Annotated in this window: 17 protein-coding genes and 1 tRNA gene; 2 read left to right on the top strand and 16 right to left on the bottom strand. The window is 66.1% G+C overall.

Annotated features, from left to right (window positions below):
• Window positions 1-35: 35 nt before the first annotated feature.
• The 5 genes from ACLV8F_RS23520 to ACLV8F_RS23500 form a co-directional block, all read right to left on the bottom strand.
• A tRNA-Ser gene (locus tag ACLV8F_RS23520) sits at window positions 36-123 on the bottom strand.
• A gap of 152 nt (window positions 124-275) precedes the next feature.
• Complete coding sequence (serS, locus tag ACLV8F_RS23515) at window positions 276-1,616, bottom strand: serine--tRNA ligase (protein WP_411886616.1); 1,341 nt, start codon at window positions 1,614-1,616, stop codon at window positions 276-278.
• 35 nt (window positions 1,617-1,651) lie between these two features.
• Complete coding sequence (locus tag ACLV8F_RS23510; RefSeq protein WP_411886615.1) at window positions 1,652-2,593, bottom strand: threonine/serine dehydratase; 942 nt, start codon at window positions 2,591-2,593, stop codon at window positions 1,652-1,654.
• A gap of 13 nt (window positions 2,594-2,606) precedes the next feature.
• Window positions 2,607-3,608, bottom strand: coding sequence for a 4-hydroxy-3-methylbut-2-enyl diphosphate reductase (gene ispH / locus ACLV8F_RS23505; protein ID WP_411886614.1), 1,002 nt, complete (start codon window positions 3,606-3,608; stop codon window positions 2,607-2,609).
• Entirely contained in the window at window positions 3,605-4,093 is a 489-nt protein-coding gene (locus ACLV8F_RS23500; RefSeq protein WP_411886613.1) for an FKBP-type peptidyl-prolyl cis-trans isomerase, read from the bottom strand. Before ACLV8F_RS23500 ends, ispH begins: the two co-directional genes overlap by 4 nt.
• Before the next feature lie 164 nt (window positions 4,094-4,257).
• On the opposite strand from ACLV8F_RS23500, the gene radC reads away from it, so the two are divergent.
• On the top strand, window positions 4,258-4,935 hold the full coding sequence (gene radC, locus ACLV8F_RS23495) for a RadC family protein (protein ID WP_411886612.1): 678 nt from the start codon (window positions 4,258-4,260) through the stop codon (window positions 4,933-4,935).
• Between the two features lie 9 nt (window positions 4,936-4,944).
• The gene (locus tag ACLV8F_RS23490) at window positions 4,945-5,601 is read left to right on the top strand and encodes a Smr/MutS family protein (RefSeq protein WP_411886611.1); all 657 of its coding nucleotides are present in this window, start codon (window positions 4,945-4,947) and stop codon (window positions 5,599-5,601) included.
• A 50-nt stretch (window positions 5,602-5,651) separates the two neighbouring features.
• Here ACLV8F_RS23490 and ACLV8F_RS23485 read toward each other — a convergent pair whose 3' ends face one another.
• The 11 genes from ACLV8F_RS23485 to ACLV8F_RS23435 all read right to left on the bottom strand — a co-directional run bounded on the left by ACLV8F_RS23485 (window position 5,652) and on the right by ACLV8F_RS23435 (window position 21,145).
• Window positions 5,652-6,515 carry a DUF6933 domain-containing protein gene (locus tag ACLV8F_RS23485; RefSeq protein WP_411886610.1) on the bottom strand — a complete coding sequence of 288 codons (864 nt, stop codon included), beginning with the start codon at window positions 6,513-6,515 and terminating at the stop codon, window positions 5,652-5,654.
• Window positions 6,516-6,789: 274 nt separating this feature from the next.
• Entirely contained in the window at window positions 6,790-7,221 is a 432-nt protein-coding gene (locus ACLV8F_RS23480) for a group II truncated hemoglobin (protein ID WP_411886609.1), read from the bottom strand.
• Window positions 7,222-7,604: 383 nt separating this feature from the next.
• Entirely contained in the window at window positions 7,605-10,166 is a 2,562-nt protein-coding gene (locus ACLV8F_RS23475; protein ID WP_411886608.1) for an ABC transporter permease, read from the bottom strand.
• Window positions 10,167-10,268: 102 nt separating this feature from the next.
• Window positions 10,269-11,792, bottom strand: a complete 1,524-nt coding sequence (locus ACLV8F_RS23470) for a C13 family peptidase (RefSeq protein WP_411886607.1) — start codon at window positions 11,790-11,792, stop codon at window positions 10,269-10,271.
• A gap of 276 nt (window positions 11,793-12,068) precedes the next feature.
• The gene (locus ACLV8F_RS23465) at window positions 12,069-12,293 is read right to left on the bottom strand and encodes a formate dehydrogenase subunit delta (protein ID WP_411886606.1); all 225 of its coding nucleotides are present in this window, start codon (window positions 12,291-12,293) and stop codon (window positions 12,069-12,071) included.
• On the bottom strand, window positions 12,290-13,126 hold the full coding sequence (fdhD, locus tag ACLV8F_RS23460) for a formate dehydrogenase accessory sulfurtransferase FdhD (RefSeq protein WP_411886605.1): 837 nt from the start codon (window positions 13,124-13,126) through the stop codon (window positions 12,290-12,292). Before fdhD ends, ACLV8F_RS23465 begins: the two co-directional genes overlap by 4 nt.
• A gap of 17 nt (window positions 13,127-13,143) precedes the next feature.
• Window positions 13,144-16,035 (bottom strand): formate dehydrogenase subunit alpha, encoded by a 2,892-nt coding sequence (gene fdhF, locus ACLV8F_RS23455; protein WP_411886604.1) that lies wholly within the window; start codon window positions 16,033-16,035, stop codon window positions 13,144-13,146.
• Window positions 16,036-16,045: 10 nt separating this feature from the next.
• The gene (locus ACLV8F_RS23450) at window positions 16,046-17,602 is read right to left on the bottom strand and encodes a formate dehydrogenase beta subunit (protein ID WP_411886603.1); all 1,557 of its coding nucleotides are present in this window, start codon (window positions 17,600-17,602) and stop codon (window positions 16,046-16,048) included.
• Entirely contained in the window at window positions 17,599-18,072 is a 474-nt protein-coding gene (locus ACLV8F_RS23445) for a formate dehydrogenase subunit gamma (protein WP_411886602.1), read from the bottom strand. Before ACLV8F_RS23445 ends, ACLV8F_RS23450 begins: the two co-directional genes overlap by 4 nt.
• A gap of 169 nt (window positions 18,073-18,241) precedes the next feature.
• A complete protein-coding gene (locus tag ACLV8F_RS23440; RefSeq protein WP_411886601.1) occupies window positions 18,242-19,882 on the bottom strand; it encodes an OFA family MFS transporter in 1,641 nt (546 codons plus the stop codon).
• A 318-nt stretch (window positions 19,883-20,200) separates the two neighbouring features.
• Window positions 20,201-21,145: a LysR family transcriptional regulator gene (locus ACLV8F_RS23435; protein ID WP_411886600.1), complete on the bottom strand. Its 945-nt coding sequence runs from the start codon at window positions 21,143-21,145 to the stop codon at window positions 20,201-20,203.
• Between the last annotated feature and the right edge of the window lie 178 nt (window positions 21,146-21,323).

Below are 21,323 nucleotides of genomic sequence, written 5' to 3'. Positions count from 1 at the left end.
TCTCAGATCAACCTGGATTTCTCTGGATGCAATTTTGGCGGAGAGGGTGGGATTCGAACCCACGGTACCTTGCGGTACGCCTGATTTCGAGTCAGGTACATTCGGCCACTCTGCCACCTCTCCAGTGTGTGTGGAGCCGATATTCTATCAGCCATCTAACTAGCCCCCACGGTCGCTCACTTCGTGTAGCTTCCTGCCCCCCGAGGGGGCCGCTGCGCCTGCGGCCTGGCAAAGCCAGTTCCGCGGCCCCGGCTGGGCTGGGAGTCCTCAGTCAATTACTTGCCTGCCGGGGTCAACACCGTGACGCCACCCATATACGGCTGCAGCACGGCGGGTATAGCCACCGAGCCGTCGGCGAGCTGGTAGTTCTCGAGCACGGCCACGAGGGTACGGCCCACGGCCAGGCCCGAGCCGTTGAGGGTGTGCACAAACTCGTTCTTGCCTTGCGCGTTCTTGAAGCGGGCCTGCAGGCGGCGCGCCTGGAAGGCTTCACAGTTGGAGACCGAGCTGATTTCGCGGTAGGTGTTCTGCGCGGGCAGCCAGACTTCGAGGTCATGGGTCTTGGTGGCGCCGAAGCCCATGTCGCCGGTACACAGCAGCATGACGCGGTAAGGCAGGCCCAGCTTTTGCAGGATGGCTTCGGCGTGGCCCGTCATGGCTTCGAGCGCTTCGTAGCTTTTGTCGGGGTGCGTGATCTGCACCATCTCGACCTTGTCGAACTGGTGCTGGCGGATCATGCCGCGGGTGTCGCGGCCGTAGCTGCCGGCCTCCGACCGGAAGCACGGCGTGTGGGCGGTGTAGCGCAGCGGCAGCTCGGCCTCGGCGACGATCTCGTCGCGCACGAAGTTGGTCAGCGGCACTTCCGAGGTGGGGATCAGGTACAACGCGGTGCTTTCAGCTTCGGCCGCGCCTTCCTGCCCGCCTTTTTTGGCGGCGAACAGGTCTTCCTCGAACTTGGGCAACTGGCCGGTGCCGCGCAGCGAATCACCGTTGACGATGTAGGGCGTGTAGCACTCGGTGTAGCCGTGCTCCTGGGTCTGCACGTCGAGCATGAACTGCGCGAGCGCGCGGTGCAGGCGCGCCAGCGGGCCCTTCATCACGGTAAAGCGCGAGCCGGTCAGCTTGGTGCCGAGCTCGAAGTCCAGGCCCAGGGGCTGGCCGACGTCGACGTGGTCCTTCACTTCGAAGGAAAACGCCGCAGGTTCGCCGCCCAGGCCTTCGACAGGGCTCCATTTGCGCAACTCGACGTTGCCAGCCTCGCCCGCGCCCTGCGGCACGCTTTCGTGGGGCAGGTTGGGCACGGCCAGCAGCAGGGACTGCATGTCGGCCTGGATCTGCTCAAGCCGGGCGGCCGAGGTTTCGAGTTCGGCTTTGGAAGCGCTCACTTGCGCCATGACGGCGCTGGCGTCTTCGCCCTTGGATTTGAGCTGGCCGATCTGCTTGGACAGCGTGTTGCGCTGGTTCTGCAGTTCCTCGGTGCGGATCTGCAGGGCCTTGCGTTCAGCCTCCAGGGCCTGGAAAGCTTCCACGTCGAGGAAGGCTTGCGGGGTTTTGCGGGTTTCCAGCCGGGCGATGGCCGAGGGCAGGTCTTTGCGGAGCAGGTTGATGTCTAGCATGGGGCGATTGTATTTAGTGCGGGGGCCTGTTCGGCTCAGTTCAGGCTGGCCGGGTCCAGGTTGGCGCCGCAGATGATGAGGCAGACTTTTTCGTCGGCGCGCGGACGGTAGCGGCCGCTTTGCAGCGCGGCCAGCGGCAGGGCCGCGGCGGGCTCGACGGCCAGCTTGAGCTCTTTCCAGAGCCACAGCTGCGCGGCGCGTATCGATTCGTCGGTCAGCAGCAGCGCGTCGCGCACGTGGGCCTGGGTGACTTCCCAGGCGAGGCTGCCTATGCGTTTGGCGCCCAGCGAATCGGCGGCGATGCCGCTGACGCCCACGTCCACCGGCTGGCCGACCTCGCGGGCCTTGTAGAGGGTGGGCGCGAGTTCGGGCTCGAGGGCGACCACGCGGCTGCGCTGCCCGAACCAGCCGGCCACGCCGCCTATCAGGCCGCCGCCGCCCACGCTGACCAGCACCGAGTCGGGCACACCGCCCTGCTGCTCGATTTCGGCGGCCATGGTGCCGGCGCCGGCCAGCACTTCGGGCTGGTCGTAGGCATGCGTGAGCAGCGCGCCGGTTTCCTGCTGGCGCGCCAGGCAGGCCTTGAGCGCATCGGCATAGGCCGCGCCCGTCACCACCACCTCGGCGCCCAGCGCGGCCAGCCTGGCGCGTTTGGCGGGGGTGGAGACTTCGGGCACAAACACCTCGCAGCGCACGCCCAGTTCACGCGCCGCGGCCGCGGTGGCGATGCCGGCGTTGCCGCCCGAGGCGACGATGACGCCGCTGGCCGGGATGGGGTTGGACAGCAGGCGGTTGAGCATGCCGCGCGCCTTGAAGCTGCCGCCGGTCTGCAGGTGCTCAAGCTTGAGCCAGACCTGGTCGCAGTCCACGCCCAGCGCCTTGCCGGGCAGCTGCCACAGCGGGGTTTTGCGGATGAAATGGCTGTAGCCGGCGTCAAAGGTGCGCAGGCAATTCTCGATGTCGTCGCGATCGGTCATGGGAAGAAAAAAATCAGCTGAGTTGGTGGAGCTGGCTGTCGTTGACTTCCAGCATGTGGCCTTGCGCGTCGAGCTTCAGGCCCTTGGGCAGCGGGAACTTGATGGTTTCCTCGATGCCGTCCATCTTGCGCACCGACACCGCGCCCAGCGCCTTGATGCGGTCTATCACCTGCTTGACGAGGATTTCGGGCGCCGAGGCGCCGGCCGTGAGGCCGACCCGGCTTTTGCCCTCGAACCACGACTCCTGGAGCTCGCTGGCGTCGTCGACCATATAGGCCTCGGTGCCCAGCTTGGCGGCGAGTTCGCGCAGGCGGTTGCTGTTGGAACTGGTCGGGCTGCCGACCACGATGAGGATGTCGACCTGCGGGCTCAGCACCTTGACGGCGTCCTGGCGGTTCTGCGTGGCGTAGCAGATGTCCTGCTGCTTGGGCTCGCGCACCTGCGGAAAGCGCTGCTTCACGGCGGCGCTGATCTCGGCCGCGTCGTCCACGCTCAGCGTGGTCTGCGTGACCACGGCCAGTCGCTCGGTCTGGCCGGGGCTGATGCGCCAGACGTCGGCCACGTCTTCCACCAGGTGGATGCCGCTGTCGAGCTGGCCCATGGTGCCCTCGACTTCGGGGTGGCCCTTGTGGCCGATCATGATGAACTCGTAACCCTCTTTGTGCAGCTTGGCGACTTCAACGTGCACCTTGGTCACCAGCGGGCAGGTGGCGTCGAAGATCTGGAAGCCGCGGCGCTCGGCCTCTTTCTGGATGGCCTGGCTCACGCCGTGGGCGCTGAACACCAGCGTGGCGCCGGGCGGCACGTCGTCCAGCTCTTCGATGAAGATCGCGCCTTTTTGTTTGAGGTCGTTGACGACGTAGGTGTTGTGCACGATCTCGTGGCGCACGTAAATCGGCGCGCCGAATTTGGTCAGGGCCCGCTCGACGATTTCAATCGCGCGGTCGACACCGGCGCAAAAGCCGCGCGGCTCGGCGAGCAGGATTTCCTGCGGCTGCTGTTTCGCTTCAGTCATAGGACGCCTATTACATGGACTTCAAACACCACGGGCTGGCCGGCCAGTGGGTGGTTGAAGTCGAACTGCACCGCATCACCGCCCTCCTTGACCTGCTGCACCGCGCCCGCGTACTGGCCCATGCCGTCGGGCGTGGGGAATTGCACCACGTCGCCGACCTTGTATTGCTCGTCAGGGTCGCCCAGCTCATTGAGCAGCTTGCGCGCCACCCACTGCACGAGTTCGGGGTTGCGGTCGCCGAAGGCCGCGCCGGCCGGCAATTCAAAGGTGGTGCGCGTGCCTTCGGCCAGGCCCAGCAGGCGCTGCTCAAGGGCCGGCGACAGCTCGCCCGTGCCCAGGCTCAGCGTGGCCGGTTTGCCGTCAAAGGTGTTGATGATGTCGGCGCCCGGTTTCCCGTTCACGGACGGCCCGGCCATGCGATAGTGCAGGGTCAGGAAAGAGCCCTGCTGGACCAGGGGGGCGGCGGAGAGTTCCACGGTGGGCATAAGGCGGGGGCTTTCGGGGCCGGCCGGAACGGCGGGCCAGTGTTTGTAAACTGCCCCTATTGTAGAAACTACCGCTTGCCCGGGCCAAACCCGGTTTTTTGGCCTTTTTCACGCGACGTGCCCGCACACCTTTACCGCCCTCACAACAACAAGAAGATCGATCCATGATCCTGAAAGACCTCCCCCAAGACACCCGCCCCCGCGAAAAACTGCTGGCCCGCGGCCCCGCCGCGCTCAGCGACGCCGAATTGCTGGCCCTGCTGCTGCGCACCGGCATCCCCGGCAAAAACGTGCTGCAGATGGGCCAGGAGCTGCTGGACACCTTCGGCGGCGTGGCCGGGCTGCTGCACACCACGGCCGAAAGCCTCAAACGCATCAAGGGCCTGGGCGGCGCGGCCAAGCGCGCGCAACTGGTCGCCGTGCTGGAACTGGCCCGCCGCGCCCTGGCCGGGCAGCTCAAGGAAACCACGCTGTTCGACACGCCGCAGGCCGTGCGCGACTATTTGCAGCTGCAGCTGGGCAGCCGGCCGCACGAGGTGTTCGCCATCCTGTTCCTGGACAGCCAGCACAGGCTGATCGCGCTCGAAGAGCTGTTCCGCGGCACATTGACGCAAACCTCGGTCTACCCGCGCGAAGTCGTCACCCGCACCCTGGCCCTGAACGCCGCCAGCGTGGTGCTGGCCCACAACCACCCCAGCGGCTCGGCCCAGCCCTCGCGCGCCGACGAGGCGCTCACACAAACCCTCAAGGCCGCGCTGGCGCTGATCGACGTGCGCGTGCTTGACCACTTCGTGGTGACAAGCAACCAGGCGGTGTCCATGGCCGAGCTCGGATTGCTATAAGGTGAGCCCATGAAAGCGCCCGCACTCAAAAGCCTGCAGGACCTCAAGGCCGTCAAGCGGGAGATCGAAGACCGGGCCCGGCTTGAAAAAGAACTGGCTGCCGCAAAGGCCGCAGCAGCCGCCAAAGCCAAAGCCGAAAAAGAGCTGTTCTCGCGCGCCGTGGGCGCCGTCAAGTCCCTGCCCGCCAAGCACCTGCCCGGCCACAAGGCCTCGCTGCCGCTGCAGCAGGCCGCGCCCATCCCGGTGCAGCAGCAGCGCGACGAACTCGCGGTGATGCGCGAAGCGATTTCCGACGAATTTGATGTGGAAACCCTGCTGGACACCGACGAGGCGCTGAGCTTCCGCCGGCCCGGCATGGGGCCGGACGTGGTGCGCAAGCTGCGCCGCGGCGGCTGGAGCATCCAGGGGCAGCTCGACCTGCACGGCCTGCGCCGCGAAGACGCGCGCGAAGCATTGGCTCTTTTCATCAAGGATGCGCACAAGGTCGGCTGGCGCTGCGTGCGCGTGGTGCACGGCAAGGGCCTGGGCTCACCCGGCAAGACGCCGGTGCTCAAGGGCAAGGTGCAGGGCTGGCTGATCCAGAAGCAGGAAGTGCTGGCCTTTGTGCAGGCGCGTCCGGCCGAGGGCGGCGCCGGGGCGTTGGTGGTGTTGCTGGCGCAGGGCTGAGGCCGCCAATCCGCTAATGGCAGCAGCACATGCCAACCAGGCTCGATCCGCTATTGCATCTGTAGCAACTGAGTGACCACTTCCTCGAGTGCATTGTGCAAGGTGATCTGCCTCAGACCCAGTGCCAGCGCCTCGGCATGTAGTGCGGCGGCAAACGCCGGACCTGCCGCCTCAATGCCCTGCAGGTCCAGCACCAGTTCGCGCGGAACCCATCGGGGCGATCGGCCCGAGGCCAGGCTGCGACGCGAGTCCACAGGAAGCTGATTCATCAGGATGCTGGCCTGGTGGCGCGCCTCCAGCCGTTCGACCCGCAGCAAGCGCAGCACAGGCATCGTCACCACCTCCTGTCCGGCTTGCGCCTGCATCAGCGCATACGTGTCATTCCACCCTGCTGCTTCCGTGCGCATGCGGGTAGACAGGCTGTCCGGATCGGCCCCAAGCAGGCGCAGCACCTCGGTGGAGGGCGTTCCCGTCCGTGGCTTGATGACGATGCGGTCGGCCAGGCGCCGATTGACCGAGGGCAGCGACATGCCATCGTTGGCCGCCCACAGGACATCAGCGGTGCACTGGTTCAGGTGCGCCAGCACACCGCGGTCGTGGCCCAGGGCCCACTGGACCGGCGCGTGGGCATCCACCTCGGCACGGGCACGGTCCGGCGGCACGCCGAGTGCCAGCAGGTTCAGCAGCAAGGCGGGGCCGAAGCGCTCCTGCAGTGTGGCCAAGGGCGCGGCATGCAGCGCCATCGCCCAGCGCGTGGAGGCACTCACCGCCACCACAAATTTGGCGGGCCGGCAATGCACCAGACCCAAAGACCAGGGGCCCAAAGTGCTGCCAGCCGCACTCGAATCAACAGCGAGTTTGGCCGGCAGCTTGAGGGCGCGAGCCAGTTCCCGGGTGACGTGTAACGTGATCATGGCGTGGACCAGCAATAAACGGCGATCAAGCCGGTCGGCCAAGCGCTGGTTGACACTGCCGCATAGGGCAGGTCCATGAACACCGGATCCACCTGACCGGCGTAACGCGGCGGTGGCGGTTGTAGACGTACTCTTTGCCTTTGAAGACGATTTCTGGCATGTGCTTATGGCTCAAGGGCTGCTGGGTGAACAACGGGAACAGGGTGAAAAGCGGTTTTGATTATGCGGGCAAGCGAGCGCGTTATCTGGCTGCCAGCGAGGGCGTCCGTGCCGCTCACTCGCCCCGGTTGCGCATCCAGTCCGCCGTCTGGAAAAACGACGTATTGAGCCGCGTGCGCAGGCCTTCATCGACCCCGGTCTCGCGCATGGCCTGGTCCATGCAGGCCAGCCACTGGTCGCGCTCGGCAATGCCGATGGAGCCGCCGCCGGTCTGCTGCGGCATGTGGCGCATGCGCAGGCGCGGATGGCCGAAGCGATCGGTGTAATACTGCGGCCCGCCCAGCCAGCCGCACAAAAACCAGAACAGCCGCTGCCGCGCGTTGTCCAGCGTGCTGCCGTGCGCGGCGCGCAGGGCCGTGTAGCCGGGCTCCAGGTCCATCAAATCGTAAAAGCGCTCGACGAGGGCCTTGACGCGCTCCTCTCCGCCTATCCAGGCATAGGGAGTTTCGAATGGGGGATTTCCGGGAGGGCGTTCTTCGATCTGCATGAGGGGATTATCGAAGGAGTGGCAGGATCGATTCGGGCCTAGGGCTAATTCCACAGGTTCGCTCTTCGGCAGTTTGGTATTTCTCCTCCCCGCTCCCACCCCTTGTGGATGCGCCGAGGAGCGGAGGGCCAGACGGATCAGGGCAAAAACTTGTTTGAGCGAAGCGAGTTGTTTTTGACCCCGGCTGGACCGAGCACCGCAGGTTGCCCCGAAGCGAAGCGCAGGGGACGCAGGAGCCAGGGTCGCCTTTTTTTGCTTACTTTTTTTGGCGAAGCAAAAAAAGTGAGTCGCATGCCGGGCGACCCCGGCCAGCAGAACTCAGCAAAGAACACGCCCTGAGGACAACAACCGGCCCATCCCGAACGGAGTTGGGAAGGCGCCCGTCACTGCGCCTTCCGAAGCGTCTCCACCACCGGCGTATTCAAAACCGACCTCAACCCCCACCACCCCGCCGCCAAAGCCAGCACAGCCCCCGCGAGGCTGCCAAAAACCGGCACCGTCCACGACCCGGTCCAGTTGAAGTCAAACACAAACCGCGCCAATCCCCATCCCACCGCCAGCGCAACGATGGAGGCCAGGAAGCCAGCCAGCAAGCCGACGCCCGCCAGCTCGGCGCGCTGCACCTGCCGCAGCAAGGAGGCTCGCGCCCCCACCGCCCGCATGATGGCGAACTCGCGGGCACGTTCCTCGCGTGTGGCGGTGATGGCAGCGAACAGCACGACCAGGCCGGCAGCGAGCGTGAAGCCGAATAAAAATTCCACCGCGCGTATCACCTGGTCGAGCACGCGCTGCACCTGGGCCAGCGTGCTGCTCATGTCGACGTTGGTGATGTTCGGGAAGGCCTTGACCAGGGTGTTGTCAAAGCTTTGCGGGTGCGGCTGGCCGGGGGCGGTTGCCAACGGATCGGGCGCGCGGAAGGCGCTGATGAAGGACACGGGCACGTCGGCCGGCAGCTTCGCGACCGTGTACATCACAAAAAAGTTGACGCGCATGGAGCCCCAGTCGACCTTGCGCAGGCTGGTGATCTTCGCCTCGCTGACCTGCCCGCCGATGTCAAAGCGCAAGGAGTCGCCGAGCTTGAGGCCCAGGGTCTTGGCCAGGCCGTCCTCGACGCTGACGGCGTCTTTTTCGCCGGGCGTCCAGCGCCCGCCGCTGGTCTGGTTGTGCGAGGGCATGTCGGCGCTGTTGGAAAGGTTGAACTCGCGGTCGACCAGGCGCTTGGCGCGGTCGTCCTCAAAGTCGTCTGGCGTGACGGGCTTGCCGTTCACCGCGACCAGGCGGCCGCGGATCATGGGATACCAGTCGAACTTTTTCACGCCGCCGTCGCGAAGGGCCTGCTGGAAAGCGTCGCCCTGCTCGGGCTGCACGTTGATGACAAAACGGTTGGGCGCGTCGGGCGGCGTGGCCTTGCGCCAGCTGCTGATGAGGTCGGTGCGCAGCAGCACCAGCAGCATCAGCGCCAGCAGGCCGACGGCCAGCGCGCTGGTCTGCACCACGGCGTAGATGGGCCGCGCGGAAAGCTGGCGCGTGGCCAGCACCAGCCAGCGCGGCGCGGTCTGTTCGTTGACGCTGGCGCGCAGCAGCTTGACGGCGGCAAAACTGGCCGCGGCAAACACCAGCACCGCGCCGGCAAAGCCGCCCACAGCGATCAGACCCAGCTTCAGGTCGCTGCTCGCGGCCACCAGCAAAGCGGCGAAACCCGCCATGCCCACACCCAGCACCGCGAGCGAGGCAGGCTTGAGATTGCCGACGTCGCGGCGGATGACACGCAGCGGCGGCACCTGGGCCAGCTGCAGCACGGGCGGCAGGCCGAAGGCCAGCAGCAGCGTGAGGCCCATGCCCATGCCGAAGAGCACGGGCCAGAAGGTGGCGGCCGGCAAGGCGGTTTCGACCAGGCCGGCCAGCAGCAGCACAAAGCCGTAATGCACGGCAAAACCCAGCACCACGCCGAGCGCGCTGGCAAACAGGCCCGCCAACACGAATTCAAACGCGTAGGCCAGCGCGATGGTGCGCTGCGGCTGGCCCAGCACGCGCAACATGGCGCAGTCGTCCAGGTGTTTGGCCGCGAAACCGCGCGCCACAATCGCCACCGCCACGGCGCTCAGCAAGGCCGCCAGCAGCGCCACGAGGTTGAGGAATTTCTCGGCGCGGTCCAGGGTCTGGCGCATCTCGGGGCTGCCCGATTCCAGCGACTCCAGGCGCACGCCGCGCACGCCCGACTGCTCGAAGGGTTTCTTGATTTCTTCCTCGGCCCATTTCACATAGGCCTTGACCGCCTTGTCTTCGCCGGCGACGGCAAAGCGGTAGTTGGTGCGGCTGGCGGGCTGGATCAGGTTGGTGGCCTTGACGTCGGCCTCATTGACCATGACGCGGGGCGAAAAGCTGATGAAGCCAGCGCCGCGGTCAGGTTCCTGCACGATGATGCGCGTGAGCTTGAAGCCGGCGTCGCCCATCAGCAGAGTCTGGCCGAGCTTCAGGCCCAGTGAATCGAGCAGCGAGGCGTCGGCCCAGGCCGTGCCGGGCGCCGGTATCTCGCGCGTGTCGGCACCGGGTTCTTCGGCGCTGCCGGCCACCTTCAGGCTGCCGCGCAGGGGATAACCGTCGGGCACGGCCTTGAAGGCCACCAGCTTGCTGGCGCCGCCGTCGGCATCAGTGGCGCGGCCCATGGTGGGAAAGGTGACGGTGGAAATGCCTTTGAGGCCCAGCGCCTGGGCTTTGGCGATAAAGGCGGCCGGCGTCAGCCCGTCGCTGCGGATCACGGCGTCGCCGCCCAGCAGCTGGCGCGCGTCGCGCTGCAGCCCGCCCTTGAGGCGGTCGGCAAAAAAGCCGACGGCGGTGAGGGCCGCGACGGCCAGGGTGACGGCCACGATCAGCAGGCGAAGCTCGCCCGCGCGCAGGTCGCGCAGCATGGTTTTCCAGCCGAGCTTGAGGAAAAGGGTGTTCATGCGCCGACCATAACGCAAAGTCGGCGGCCCTGAACGATGGCCGGGTTTGCAGCCGGGTTATGCGGCCGTGATCCGGGCCTTATCCGGGGCGTTATCCGGGCCTTATGGGCGGGTGGCGGCCACGGGCGCCGGGGCAGCGGCCACCGGCAGCGCGTCCAGCCGCTTTTCCAGCGCGCGCAGCACCGGGCTGATGCCCGCGCCCACCCGGATCTGCGGGTTAGAAAAGCCGTCTTCCTTGCCGGCGTCGATTTCGCGCTGCTTGATCAGCGGCACGGCGCGGGCAAAGGCCTGCTCGAAGGAATGCGTCTTGCGCAGCTGTTCGTCGAACATCGCGCGGCCGAAAAAGGTGAGCTCGGAGCGGCTTCCGCAGCCGTAAGAGGTGTGGGTGGCGTCGGCCGCCGTCATGACCAGCGTGGTGTCGCCGGCCAGCGGGTCGACCCAGCCGCCCGAGTAGCAGGCCGAGATCGCGATCACGCGGTTGCGCACGCCGGCCTTGTCGAGCGCCTCGCGCAGCTCGGCGGGCGTCACGGGCGGCACCTGCAGCGGCCAGTGGTAAGCGGCCAGCTTGAAGTCGCTGGCGCCGTGCGAGGTCATGTAGACCACCAGCACGTCCTTGTCGCGGTCCATGCGCTGGGCGATGGCGTCGATGGCGCGCTCCAGGTTCAGCGCGGTGGCCCACAAGTGGGTTTGCGCGGTGCCGGCGTGGTTCACCAGGTGCACCACCCGGCCTTCGGCGTCAAAGCGTTCGGCCAGCACGCGGCTGGCCAGGGTGCTTTCGCGCAGGAACACGTCTTCCGAGGCGTAAGGGGCGAACACCAGCGCGTACACGTCGGTGACGCCGGGGCGTTCCCGCGCGATGGCGGCCATGGTTTTTTCCCACAGCGCCTGCTGCGCTTCAAAGGTTTGCTGGCTCAGCTGCAACCGGGGCTTTTCGGCGGCGGCATCACGCGCGGCGTAGTCTTCCTGCCAGGTGCGCGCCTGGAACTGCCAGACCATCAGGCCGCTGGAGACCAGCAGAACCAGTGCGAACACCGCCGTGCGCCAGGTCCGGCCGGCAAAACGCCAGACCAGCACGGCGGCCGTGCCCACCCCCCAGGCGATGAACAGTGCGTAAAAGGCCCAGTAAAGCCAGGGGGACGAAAACACCGAACCGCTGACCCAGCCCTGGGCCAGGGCGGCGATCACCCCCTGGTACACCACGGTGGCCGGCAGGGACGAGAGCAGCCACAGCACGAAGCAGGCGGCGACACCCATCAGGCGTTCGCCGGGCACTTCATCCGGGCTGCGGTCCGCCGTGGTTTCCGGCACGGGAAGCGCCCACCAGGCCAGCCCCAGGAACAGGCCGGCGGTCCACCAGCCCGACAGCCAGGCCTGCAAATCCAGGCGCGCGGCGCCGGGCACCTCCAGGCGGGACAGCGCCAGCTCAAGGGCCAGCACCAGCACCGTCAGGAGCAGGATCTGCAGCGGCGTGGGCGAATGCCCCGCCACGCGGGGTTTTAAAAAGACGCCGGCGCGCAAACCCTCCAGCAACCAGTGCCGCAGGGGCAGGCCGGCGCCGGCCTGGTCGCGCCCGGGCAAGGCTTCGGGGATTCCGGGGAGCGTGGGCTGGACGTCGATGTCTGTCATGTCGGCATGGCGGAATACCGCCGGCAGTGACCGGGGGAACGGCGGTTTTCAACCGGGGAATTGACCCGTACAGGCAAAGAAAAAAGATTCATGGTTCTTGGAGTGTGTGCCGGCTCACAGGGTAGAGGTCGCGCCGGCCGCCGGGCAGAGTATCAGCGCCCCGCAACCGGGCGTCAAATCCACGGTGCAAACACGTTCACGGGCACGGGGCATAGGCCCCTGAAACCCCGCCTGCCGCGCGGACCGCAGGGCGAAACCCTCACCGTCAAGCGCGCATCAAGCCAGCAATGCGCGGTGGTCCCGCACCGCCGTGCGCACGATGTCGCTGATCTGCGCGCCGGCGTTGCCGTCTATCAGTTCAAGGAAAGCCCGGCGCATGCGCGGGTCCCAGAACTTCTTGAGGTGGGTGGCGAGGTCCTGCTCGGCCTGGTGGCGGTCGGGCATGGACTCGAAAAAAACGCCAATCTGGTTGGCCATGTGGATCAGGTTGTCGTTGTTCATGCTGCGTGGTCTAAATGAATGCGCTCGGCGTGGCAATAAACGGAAAGGTCTTCGCCGCGCGCAAAACCCAGCAAGGCGACACCGGCATCCCGGGCCACGTCGATGGCCAGGCCGGTCACGCCGGACACGGCGGCCAGCAGCGTTACGCCGGCGACGGCCGTCTTGTGCACCATCTCGTAGCTGGCGCGGCTGGTCACGACCACAAAACCTTCACCGGCCGCGAACTTCCCGCGCCGCAGCGCGCCTACGAGTTTGTCCAGGGCGTTGTGGCGCCCCACGTCTTCGCGCAGCAGCATGATCTCGCCGGCCGCGTTGCACCATGCGGCGGCGTGGGTGGCGCCAGTGATGCCCAGCAGCAATTGTTTGTCGCGCAGGGCGGCCAGCGCCCGCGTCACCGACAGGGCGGAAAAGCGCGCATCACCGCCCAGCGGCTGAGGCAGGCGCACGGCATGCGCCAGGCTGTCGGTGCCGCACAGGCCGCAGCCGGTGCGGCCGGCCAGGCTGCGGCGCCTGTCCTTGAGCCGCGCAAAACACGAGGAGGCGATCTCCATATGCACCGTGATGCCCTGCGCGTTGCCGGAGATGTCGATGTCGCGTATCTGGGAGATGTCGTCGACGATGCCTTCCGTCAGTGAGAAACCGAAGGCAAAGTCTTCCAGGTCCGACGGGCTTGCCAGCATGACGGCATGCGACACGCCGTTGTATTCCAGGGCCACCGGAATTTCTTCGGCCACCCAGTCGGTGCCCTCAAAAAAGCGGCGCGAACGAACACCCGTCACCGGCACGGCGCGCGCGCCCGTGGTCTGCGGCAGGGGCAACTCGTTCATCTGCATGACGGCCGGCCGCCGGCCTATTTGCCCACCACGGCTTCGGCAGCCGCTTGGGGCTGCGAGGCCGCCTCGGCCAGTTGCAGCTGCTGCGTGTTGAAGCGCGAGTAAGACTTCTGCCACTCGGACGGCTGCGCCACGGGCATGACCTGCACCGCCGTGACCTTGTACTCGGGGCAATTGGTGGCCCAGTCGGAGGCGTCCGTGGTGATGACGTTGGCGCCCGACTCGGGGAAATGGAAGGTGGTGTAGACCACGCCGGGCTGCATGCGCTCGGTGACCAGGGCGCGCAGCACGGTCTGGCCGGCGCGGCTTTCAATGCCCACCCAGTCGTCGGGCTTGATGCCGCGCTCTTCGGCGTCGTGCGGATGGATTTCCAGCCGGTCTTCGCTGTGCCACTGGTTGTTGGGCGTGCGCCGCGTCTGCGCACCCACGTTGTATTGCGACAGGATGCGGCCGGTCGTCAGCAGCAGCGGGAACTTGCGAGTGACCTTCTCGTCGGTCGCCACGTACTGCGTGATGATGAAGCGGCCCTTGCCGCGCACAAACTTGTCCTTGTGCATGATCTCGGTGCCGAGTTCCTCGGTGCCGTCGTTGCAGGGCCACTGCACGCTGCCGTGCTTTTCGATCTTTGCGTAAGTGACGCCGCGGAAGGTGGGCGTCAGCGCGGCGATCTCGGCCATGATTTCGCGCGGGTGCGAATAACTCATCGGGTAGCCGAGCGCATTGGCCAGCTTGACGGTGACTTCCCAGTCGGCCAACCCGGCCTGCGGCGGCATGACCTTGCGCACGCGCGAGATGCGGCGTTCGGCATTGGTGAAGGTTCCGTCCTTTTCGAGGAAGGAAGAACCCGGCAAAAAGACGTGCGCGTACTTGGCGGTTTCGTTCAGGAAGATGTCCTGCACCACGATGCATTCCATGGCCTTGAGCGACTCGGCCACGTGCTGCGTGTTCGGGTCGGACTGCACGATGTCCTCGCCTTCGCAATAGAGGCCCAGGAAGCTGCCGGCCTGCGCCGCGTCGAACATGTTGGGAATGCGCAGGCCCGGCTCGGGGTTCAGCGTGACGCCCCAGGCGGCCTCGAATTCCGAGCGCACGGTGGAGTCGGAAATATGGCGGTAGCCGGGCAGCTCGTGCGGGAAGGAGCCCATGTCGCAGGCGCCCTGCACATTGTTCTGTCCGCGCAGCGGGTTCACGCCCACGCCTTCGCGCCCGACATTGCCGGTGGCCATGGCCAGGTTGGCGATGCCCATGACCATGGTGGAGCCCTGCGAATGCTCGGTCACGCCCAGGCCGTAATAGATCGCCGCGTTGCCGGCGGTGGCGTACAGCCGGGCGGCGCCGCGTATGTCGTCGGCGGCGACGCCGGTGACTTTTTCCATGGCCTCGGGCGAGTTCTCGGGGCGCGCCACAAAGTCGCGCCATTCGTTAAAGGACTTGTCGTCGCAGCGCTCGGCGATGTAGTCGTCGGCCAGCAGGCCTTCGGTGACGACCACGTGGGCCAGCGCGGAAATCATGGCCACGTTGGTGCCGGGCTTGAGCGGCAGGTGGTAGTCGGCCTGGATGTGCGGCGACTTCACGATGTCGATGCGGCGCGGGTCGATGACGATCAGGCGCGCTCCTTCACGCAGGCGCTTTTTCATGCGCGAGGCGAACACCGGGTGGCCGTCGGTCGGATTGGCGCCTATGACCATGATGACGTCGGCCTTTTCGACCGACTTGAAGGTCTGCGTGCCGGCCGAGGTGCCGTAGGTCTGGCCCAGGCCGTAGCCGGTGGGCGAATGGCAGACGCGCGCGCAGGTGTCGACGTTGTTGTTGCCGAAAGCCGCGCGCACCAGTTTTTGCACCAGGTAGGTTTCTTCGTTGGTGCAGCGCGACGAGGTGATGCCGCCGATGGAATCCTTGCCGTGCTTGGCCTGGATGCGGCGGAACTCGCTGGCCGCGTAGCCGATGGCCTCGTCCCAGCTGACTTCGCGCCAGCGGTCGTTGATGCTCTTGCGGATCATCGGCTTGGTGATGCGGTCCTTGTGCGTGGCATAACCCCAGGCAAACCGGCCCTTGACGCAGGAGTGGCCTTCATTGGCCTTGCCGTCCTTCCACGGCACCATGCGCACGACTTCATTGCCCTTCATCTCGGCCTTGAAGGCGCAGCCGACGCCGCAGTAGGCGCAGGTGGTGATCTTGCTGTGCTCGGGCTGGCCCAGCATGATGACGGTTTTTTCCTGCAGCGTGGCGGTGGGGCAGGCTTCGACGCAGGCGCCGCAGCTCACGCACTCGGATTCCATGAAGGGCTGGTCCTGGCCGGGCGAGACGCGCGACTCGAAGCCGCGGCCGCTGATGGTCAGCGCGAAGGTGCCCTGGGTTTCCTCGCAGGCGCGCACGCAGCGGTTGCAGACGATGCACTTGGAGGCGTCGTAGCTGAAGTAGGGGTTCGATTCATCGATCTTGGGCTTGCTGCCGTCGCGGAAGTGGTTGGCGCCGTCCATGCCGTAGCGCACTTCGCGCAGGCCGGTGACGCCGGCCATGTCCTGCAGCTCACAGTTGCCGTTGGCCGAGCAGGTCAGGCAGTCCAGCGGATGGTCGGAGATGTAGAGCTCCATCACGCCCTTGCGCAGGTCCTGCAACTTGGGCGTCTGGGTGCGCACCTTCATGCCGGCTTCGGCCGGCGTGGTGCAGGAGGCCGGAAAGCCCTTGCGCCCTTCGATCTCCACCAGGCACAGGCGGCAGGAGCCGAAGGGCTCCAGGCTGTCGGTGGCGCACAGCTTGGGCACCTTGATGCCGGCGTCCATCGCCGCGCGCATCAGCGAGGTGCCGGCGGCGACGGTCACGCTCTCGCCGTCGATCTCCAGCGTGACTTCCGTTTCCGATTCGCGCCTGGGCGTGCCGTAGTCGGTTTCCTTGAGATGGTCGAGCATGGTGGACTCCTTAAGCTGCCTTGCGGTCCGGCGTGGTGATGCCGAAATCCTGCGGGTAATGGTTGAGGGCCGACAACACAGGATACGGCGTCATGTTGCCCATGGCACACAAAGACCCATTAACCATGGTGTCGCACAGGTCTCGCAGCAGCTTGACCTGCTGCGGCCGGTTCTGGTCGGCGGTGATTTTGTCGATGACTTCCACGCCGCGCGTGGAGCCTATGCGGCAGGGCGTGCACTTGCCGCAGGACTCGATGGCGCAGAACTCCATGGCGTAGCGCGCCAGGCCGGCCATGTCGGCCGTGTCGTCGTGCACCACGATGCCGCCGTGGCCCACCACGGCGCCCACGGCCGCATAGGCTTCGTAGTCCAGCGGGATGTCCCATTGCGATTCCGGCACATAGGCGCCCAATGGCCCGCCGACCTGCACCGCCTTGATGGGCCGGCCCGAGGCCGAGCCGCCGCCGTAGTCGTACATCAGCTCGCGCAGCGTGACGCCGAAGGCTTTTTCAACCAGGCCGCCGTACTTGATGTTGCCCGCGAGCTGTATCGGCAGGGTGCCGCGCGAGCGGCCCACGCCGTAGTGTTTGTAAAAATCGGCGCCCTTCGCCAGGATGACGGGCACCGACGCAAAGGTGATGACGTTGTTGATCACCGTCGGCTTGCCGAACAGGCCGGTGATGGCCGGAATCGGCGGCTTGGCGCGCACGATGCCGCGTTTGCCCTCCAGGCTTTCGAGCATGGCGGTCTCTTCGCCGCAGACATAGGAGCCCGCCGCCTTGCGCACATGCAGCCGGAAGCTTTTTCCCGAGCCCAGGATGTCGTCGCCCAGAAAGCCGGCGGCTTCGGCCGCCGCAATCGCCTGCGTCATGGTGGCAACCGCATGCGGGTATTCAGAACGGATGTAGATATAACCCTCGGTGGCGCCGCTGGCCACGCCGGCAATCGTCATGCCCTCGATGAGCATGAAGGGGTCGCCCTCCATGGTCATGCGGTCGGAGTAGGTGCCCGAGTCGCCTTCGTCGGCGTTGCAGACCACGTACTTCTGCGACGCCTGCAGCGCCGCCACGGTTTTCCATTTGATGCCGGCCGGAAAGGCCGCGCCGCCGCGGCCGCGCAGGCCGGAATCCAGCACCTGCTGAACCACCTCGGTTGCGGGCATGGCCAGCGCCCTGCGCAGGCCCGCGTAGCCTTCGTGCGCCTCATAGTCGGCCAGCGACAGCGGGTCGGTCACGCCCATGCGGGCGAAGGTCAGGCGCTCCTGTTTGCGCAGGTAGGGAATGTCTTCAGTCAGGCCCAGCTTCAGCGCATGCGCGCCGCCGGTGTGGAAGGAGGCGTCAAACAAGGCGTCCACGTCGCCGGCGTCCACCGGCCCATAGGCGACGCGGCCCGCGCCGGTGGCGACTTCCACCATGGGCTCCAGCCAGAACAGGCCGCGCGAACCGTTGCGCACCAGTTCAATCTCAATGCCGCGTGCTTTCGCGCGGGCAGCGATGGCCGCGGCCACCTCATCGGCGCCTGCCGCCAGGGCCGCCGAGTCGCGGGGAACAAAGACCTTGATGCTCATGCCTGGCTCCTGGCCTGCGCCACCAGGGTGTTGAATTTCTCCACATTGACGCGCGAATGCACCTTGCCGTCAATCGCCATCGACGGCGACGACGCGCACAAACCCAGGCAGTACACCGGCTCGACCGTGAAGGCGCCGTCCTTGGTCGGCTTGTGCCCGTCGCTGTCCAGGTGCAAACAGGCATGCGCCCACAGGCGCTCGGAGCCCATGGACCGGCAGGCCTCGGCCCGGCAGATCTGCACCACGTGCTTGCCCGCCGGTTCGGAACGGAAGTGGTGGTAGTAAGTCACCACGCCATGGACTTCGGCGCGCGAGAGGTTGAGCTCCCGCGCGATGCTGTCCACCGCTTCGGCCGGGATGTAACCCACAGCGTCCTGGATGCCGTGCAGGATGGGCAGCAAGGCCCCCGGCATCTGCTTGTGGCTGGCGACCACCTCGTTGATGGTTTCGCGTGCGCTGTCGGTCAACATCTGGTTCCGTGTCCTTTTTGGCTAGCGATGGCTGGCAATGAAAGTCATGTATTACGTGGCAGCCAGGGTTTTCCGCCGGGCCGCCCCAAGGAAAAACGCGCCCCACGATTCAAGGAAAGGGGCAGCGTAACGCCGTAGGTACACGAAGTGAAAAGCGTGGGGACCATATTTACTGGAAGAACTTGGCAACGCTTTGCAGCGTGCGGTAGATGCCCCAGGCCAGCGGGATACCCACCGCAAGCCAGGCCAGCACCACCACGGCCGGGCTGACTGTGCCGCCGCCGTTGCCGCCATTACCGCCGTTTGTGCGGTGCAGTTCGGAGGCCGCGGCTTTTTCATGCGCCAGGCGTTTTTCTTCGGCAAGCTCGCTGTCCGTCATGAACCACTTCGGGTTCAGCGGGCGCACCAGCAGGTTGCAGATCAGCCCCACCACCAGCATGCCCACCAGGATGTACATGGTCTGGTTATAGACCTGTTCGCGCGGGATGCCAAGGCCGAGCTGGTACTCGCGCATGTAGTTCACCACCACCGGGCCCAGGATGCCGGCCGTGGCCCACGCCGTCAGCAGGCGGCCGTGGATGGCGCCCACCATCTGGGTGCCGAAGATGTCGGCAAGGTAGGCCGGCACGGTGGCAAAGCCGCCGCCGTACATGCTCAGGATGATGCAGAAGGCGCCGACGAAAAGCAAAATGCTGCCGGCCGCCGCGCTGCCGGGCACGCTGAAATACAGCACGCCGCCCAGCACGAAGAAGACCACATAGGTCATCTTGCGGCCCAGCTTGTCGGACAGGCTGGCCCAGAAGAAACGCCCGCCGATGTTGAAGAGGCTCAGCAGCGCGGTAAAGCCCGCGGCGACGGTGGCGATGGCGGCCAGCTGCGTCTTGTCGAGTTCGCCGAACTTCTGGCTCACGCCGATCAGCGAGCCGCCGAAGACTTCCTGCAGCATGGGCGACGCCATGCCGATCACGCCGATGCCGGCGCTCACGTTCATGCACAGCACCATCCAGATCAGCCAGAACTGGGGAATGCCCCACACTTTTTTCACGTGCACGTGGCGCTGCGTGATCATGGTGTTGGTGGCGGCGGCCGGCGGCGTCCAGCCTTCGGGCTTCCAGCCGGTTTCAGGCACGCGGTAGCCGAAGGCGCCGGCCATCATGAAGACGAAGTACACCAGCGCCATGACGACAAAGGTCTGCATCACGCCCACGCTGGTCGGCGTGGCGAAATATTTCATCAGGTCGGCGGCCAGCGGCGAACCTATCATCGCGCCGCCGCCGAAACCCATGATGGCCATGCCGGTGGCCATGCCGCGGCGGTCGGGGAACCACTTGATCAGCGTGGAGACCGGCGAGATGTAGCCCAGCCCCAGGCCTATGCCGCCTATGACGCCCGAGCCCAGGATCATCAGCCAGAACTGGTGCAGGTAAATGCCCAGCGCCGAGATCAGCATGCCGCCGCACCAGCAAACGGCCGAGACCACGCCGGCCTTGCGCGGGCCGGCGCGTTCCAGCCAGCCGCCCCAGGTGGCCGCGGAAATGCCCAGCAGCACGAAGAACAGTGTGTACATCCAGCCCAGGGTGGAGATTTTCCAGTCACAGCTGGTGGTGAAGAGCTCGGCGAAAAAACCGACTTCCGGGCCGCACTTGATGGATTCCTTGACGCCCAGCGCCTTGGACAGCGGCAGCCAGAACACCGAGAAGCCGTAGGCCATGCCTATGCACAAGTGGATCGCCAGTGCGGCGGGGGGAACCAGCCACCGGTTGAAACCAGGGCCGGCAATGATGCGCTCTTTATCGAGGAATCCTGTCATGTCTTTGTCTCCGTGTTATTAGTGTCTATCGCCCCCATCGAGGTGTGCGAAGTGTCACGGCGGCGCGGCAACACGGTCAAATTGAATCGGGACATGCGTTGATTCAAAAAATAAATCAATAGAGCCCCCACGCTTGCTCACTGCGTGTAGCCGCTGCCCCCCGAGGGGGCGCTGCGCCTGCGGTCTGGCAAAGCCAGTCCCGCGGCCCCGACTGGTATTAAGAGTCCCCCGTAGTTGCTTTTTTTGTGCAACTCGAGGGTTACTCCCTAGGGCCTCCGCGTAGTAGGGAGCCGCGTACCGTGCAGTTTTGTGGGGCAGCTAGACGCTCAGCAAGCCGCTGTGGGCGGCTGCGTGGCGCAGCCAGGCGGGATCTTCCGCGAGCGCCAGCGCGGCTTCGAGGGTGCGGGAGGGGCGGTCGCCGCCTTGGGCGATGAAGCCTATGGTGGTGCGCACCTCGGGCGCCACCAAGGGCAAGGCTTCGAGTTCGCGGTAGCCGCGCACCGCGCCAACCAGGGCGCCGGGCATGATGCTGCAGACATTGCCCTCCACCACCGACAGCGCCAGCGTGAGGATGGAGTTGGTCTCTATGCCGGGCTGGCTGGCCACGCCGGCGTCTTCAAAGGCTTTTTCGACGATGGTGCGGTTGTGCATTTCCCGGGTCAGCATGCACAGGGGATGCCTGGACGCCTCGGCCCAGGTGATGCCGGGGCCGATTTGCAGCGTGTCCGCGCGCGGCTTTTCCGCGCGCCGGACGAAAAAATAATGCTCGGTGTATTGCGTGATCTGGCGCAGGCGCGGGCCGTTGGTGCGCAGGCGGTCGGTGTAGCCCAGGCCCATGTCCAGCGCCAGGCTTTCCAGGCCGGTTTCCAGTTCGTTGGAACTCATGGAGCGCACCGTCGGCGAGATGCCCGGGTAACGCGCCTGCAGCAGCGCGCAAAAGCGCGCGGCAATCGGCATGGCGGTGGGCACGGCGCCTATGCTGAGGCTGCCTTGCGGCTTGCCGATGCCGCTGTCGAGTTCCTGCTGCAGCAGCTCGCGCTCATGCAGCATGCGCTGGGCGCTGAGCAGCACGCGCTCGCCTTCGGGCGTGAAGCCCTCAAAGTTGCGCCCGCGCTTGACGATGACCGCGCCGAACTCGGCCTCCAGCGCGCGCAAGGCGTTGGACAACGCCGGCTGGGTGATGTGGCAGGCCTGGGCGGCGCGGCCAAAATGTTTGTGCTCGTCGAGCGCGGCCAAATACCGCAGGGATGCCAGCAGGTTCATGCAGGGGTGCGTCTCGGTTGTCTCAGCGTTGTCTCCGCTGTCGTTGTTATCTCAGCAGTCCTTGTGGTTTCAGGTGTTCTTGCTGATGGTGATGGTCGGAAATTTGGCGGAGAAGTCCTTGGACTTGGCCGCCACGGTGATCGCCATCTTGCGCGCCACGGCCTTGTAGATGCCGGCG

Origin of the sequence: Polaromonas sp. YR568, assembly GCF_943369675.1 — a bacterium.
Classification (GTDB): Bacteria; Pseudomonadota; Gammaproteobacteria; order Burkholderiales; family Burkholderiaceae_C; genus Polaromonas.
This window is presented reverse-complemented; position numbering and strand designations above follow the sequence as displayed.

Excerpts from the sequence above, each read along its gene's own strand:
- serS (WP_411886616.1), bottom strand. The coding sequence starts at position 1,616 with ATGCTAGACATCAACCTGCTCCGCAAAGACCTGCCCTCGGCCATCGCC.
- ACLV8F_RS23510 (WP_411886615.1), bottom strand. The coding sequence starts at position 2,593 with ATGACCGATCGCGACGACATCGAGAATTGCCTGCGCACCTTTGACGCC.
- ispH (WP_411886614.1), bottom strand. The coding sequence starts at position 3,608 with ATGACTGAAGCGAAACAGCAGCCGCAGGAAATCCTGCTCGCCGAGCCG.
- ACLV8F_RS23500 (WP_411886613.1), bottom strand. The coding sequence starts at position 4,093 with ATGCCCACCGTGGAACTCTCCGCCGCCCCCCTGGTCCAGCAGGGCTCT.
- radC (WP_411886612.1), top strand. The coding sequence starts at position 4,258 with ATGATCCTGAAAGACCTCCCCCAAGACACCCGCCCCCGCGAAAAACTG.
- ACLV8F_RS23490 (WP_411886611.1), top strand. The coding sequence starts at position 4,945 with ATGAAAGCGCCCGCACTCAAAAGCCTGCAGGACCTCAAGGCCGTCAAG.
- ACLV8F_RS23485 (WP_411886610.1), bottom strand. The coding sequence starts at position 6,515 with ATGATCACGTTACACGTCACCCGGGAACTGGCTCGCGCCCTCAAGCTG.
- ACLV8F_RS23480 (WP_411886609.1), bottom strand. The coding sequence starts at position 7,221 with ATGCAGATCGAAGAACGCCCTCCCGGAAATCCCCCATTCGAAACTCCC.
- ACLV8F_RS23475 (WP_411886608.1), bottom strand. The coding sequence starts at position 10,166 with ATGAACACCCTTTTCCTCAAGCTCGGCTGGAAAACCATGCTGCGCGAC.
- ACLV8F_RS23470 (WP_411886607.1), bottom strand. The coding sequence starts at position 11,792 with ATGACAGACATCGACGTCCAGCCCACGCTCCCCGGAATCCCCGAAGCC.
- ACLV8F_RS23465 (WP_411886606.1), bottom strand. The coding sequence starts at position 12,293 with ATGAACAACGACAACCTGATCCACATGGCCAACCAGATTGGCGTTTTT.
- fdhD (WP_411886605.1), bottom strand. The coding sequence starts at position 13,126 with ATGCAGATGAACGAGTTGCCCCTGCCGCAGACCACGGGCGCGCGCGCC.
- fdhF (WP_411886604.1), bottom strand. The coding sequence starts at position 16,035 with ATGCTCGACCATCTCAAGGAAACCGACTACGGCACGCCCAGGCGCGAA.
- ACLV8F_RS23450 (WP_411886603.1), bottom strand. The coding sequence starts at position 17,602 with ATGAGCATCAAGGTCTTTGTTCCCCGCGACTCGGCGGCCCTGGCGGCA.
- ACLV8F_RS23445 (WP_411886602.1), bottom strand. The coding sequence starts at position 18,072 with ATGTTGACCGACAGCGCACGCGAAACCATCAACGAGGTGGTCGCCAGC.
- ACLV8F_RS23440 (WP_411886601.1), bottom strand. The coding sequence starts at position 19,882 with ATGACAGGATTCCTCGATAAAGAGCGCATCATTGCCGGCCCTGGTTTC.
- ACLV8F_RS23435 (WP_411886600.1), bottom strand. The coding sequence starts at position 21,145 with ATGAACCTGCTGGCATCCCTGCGGTATTTGGCCGCGCTCGACGAGCAC.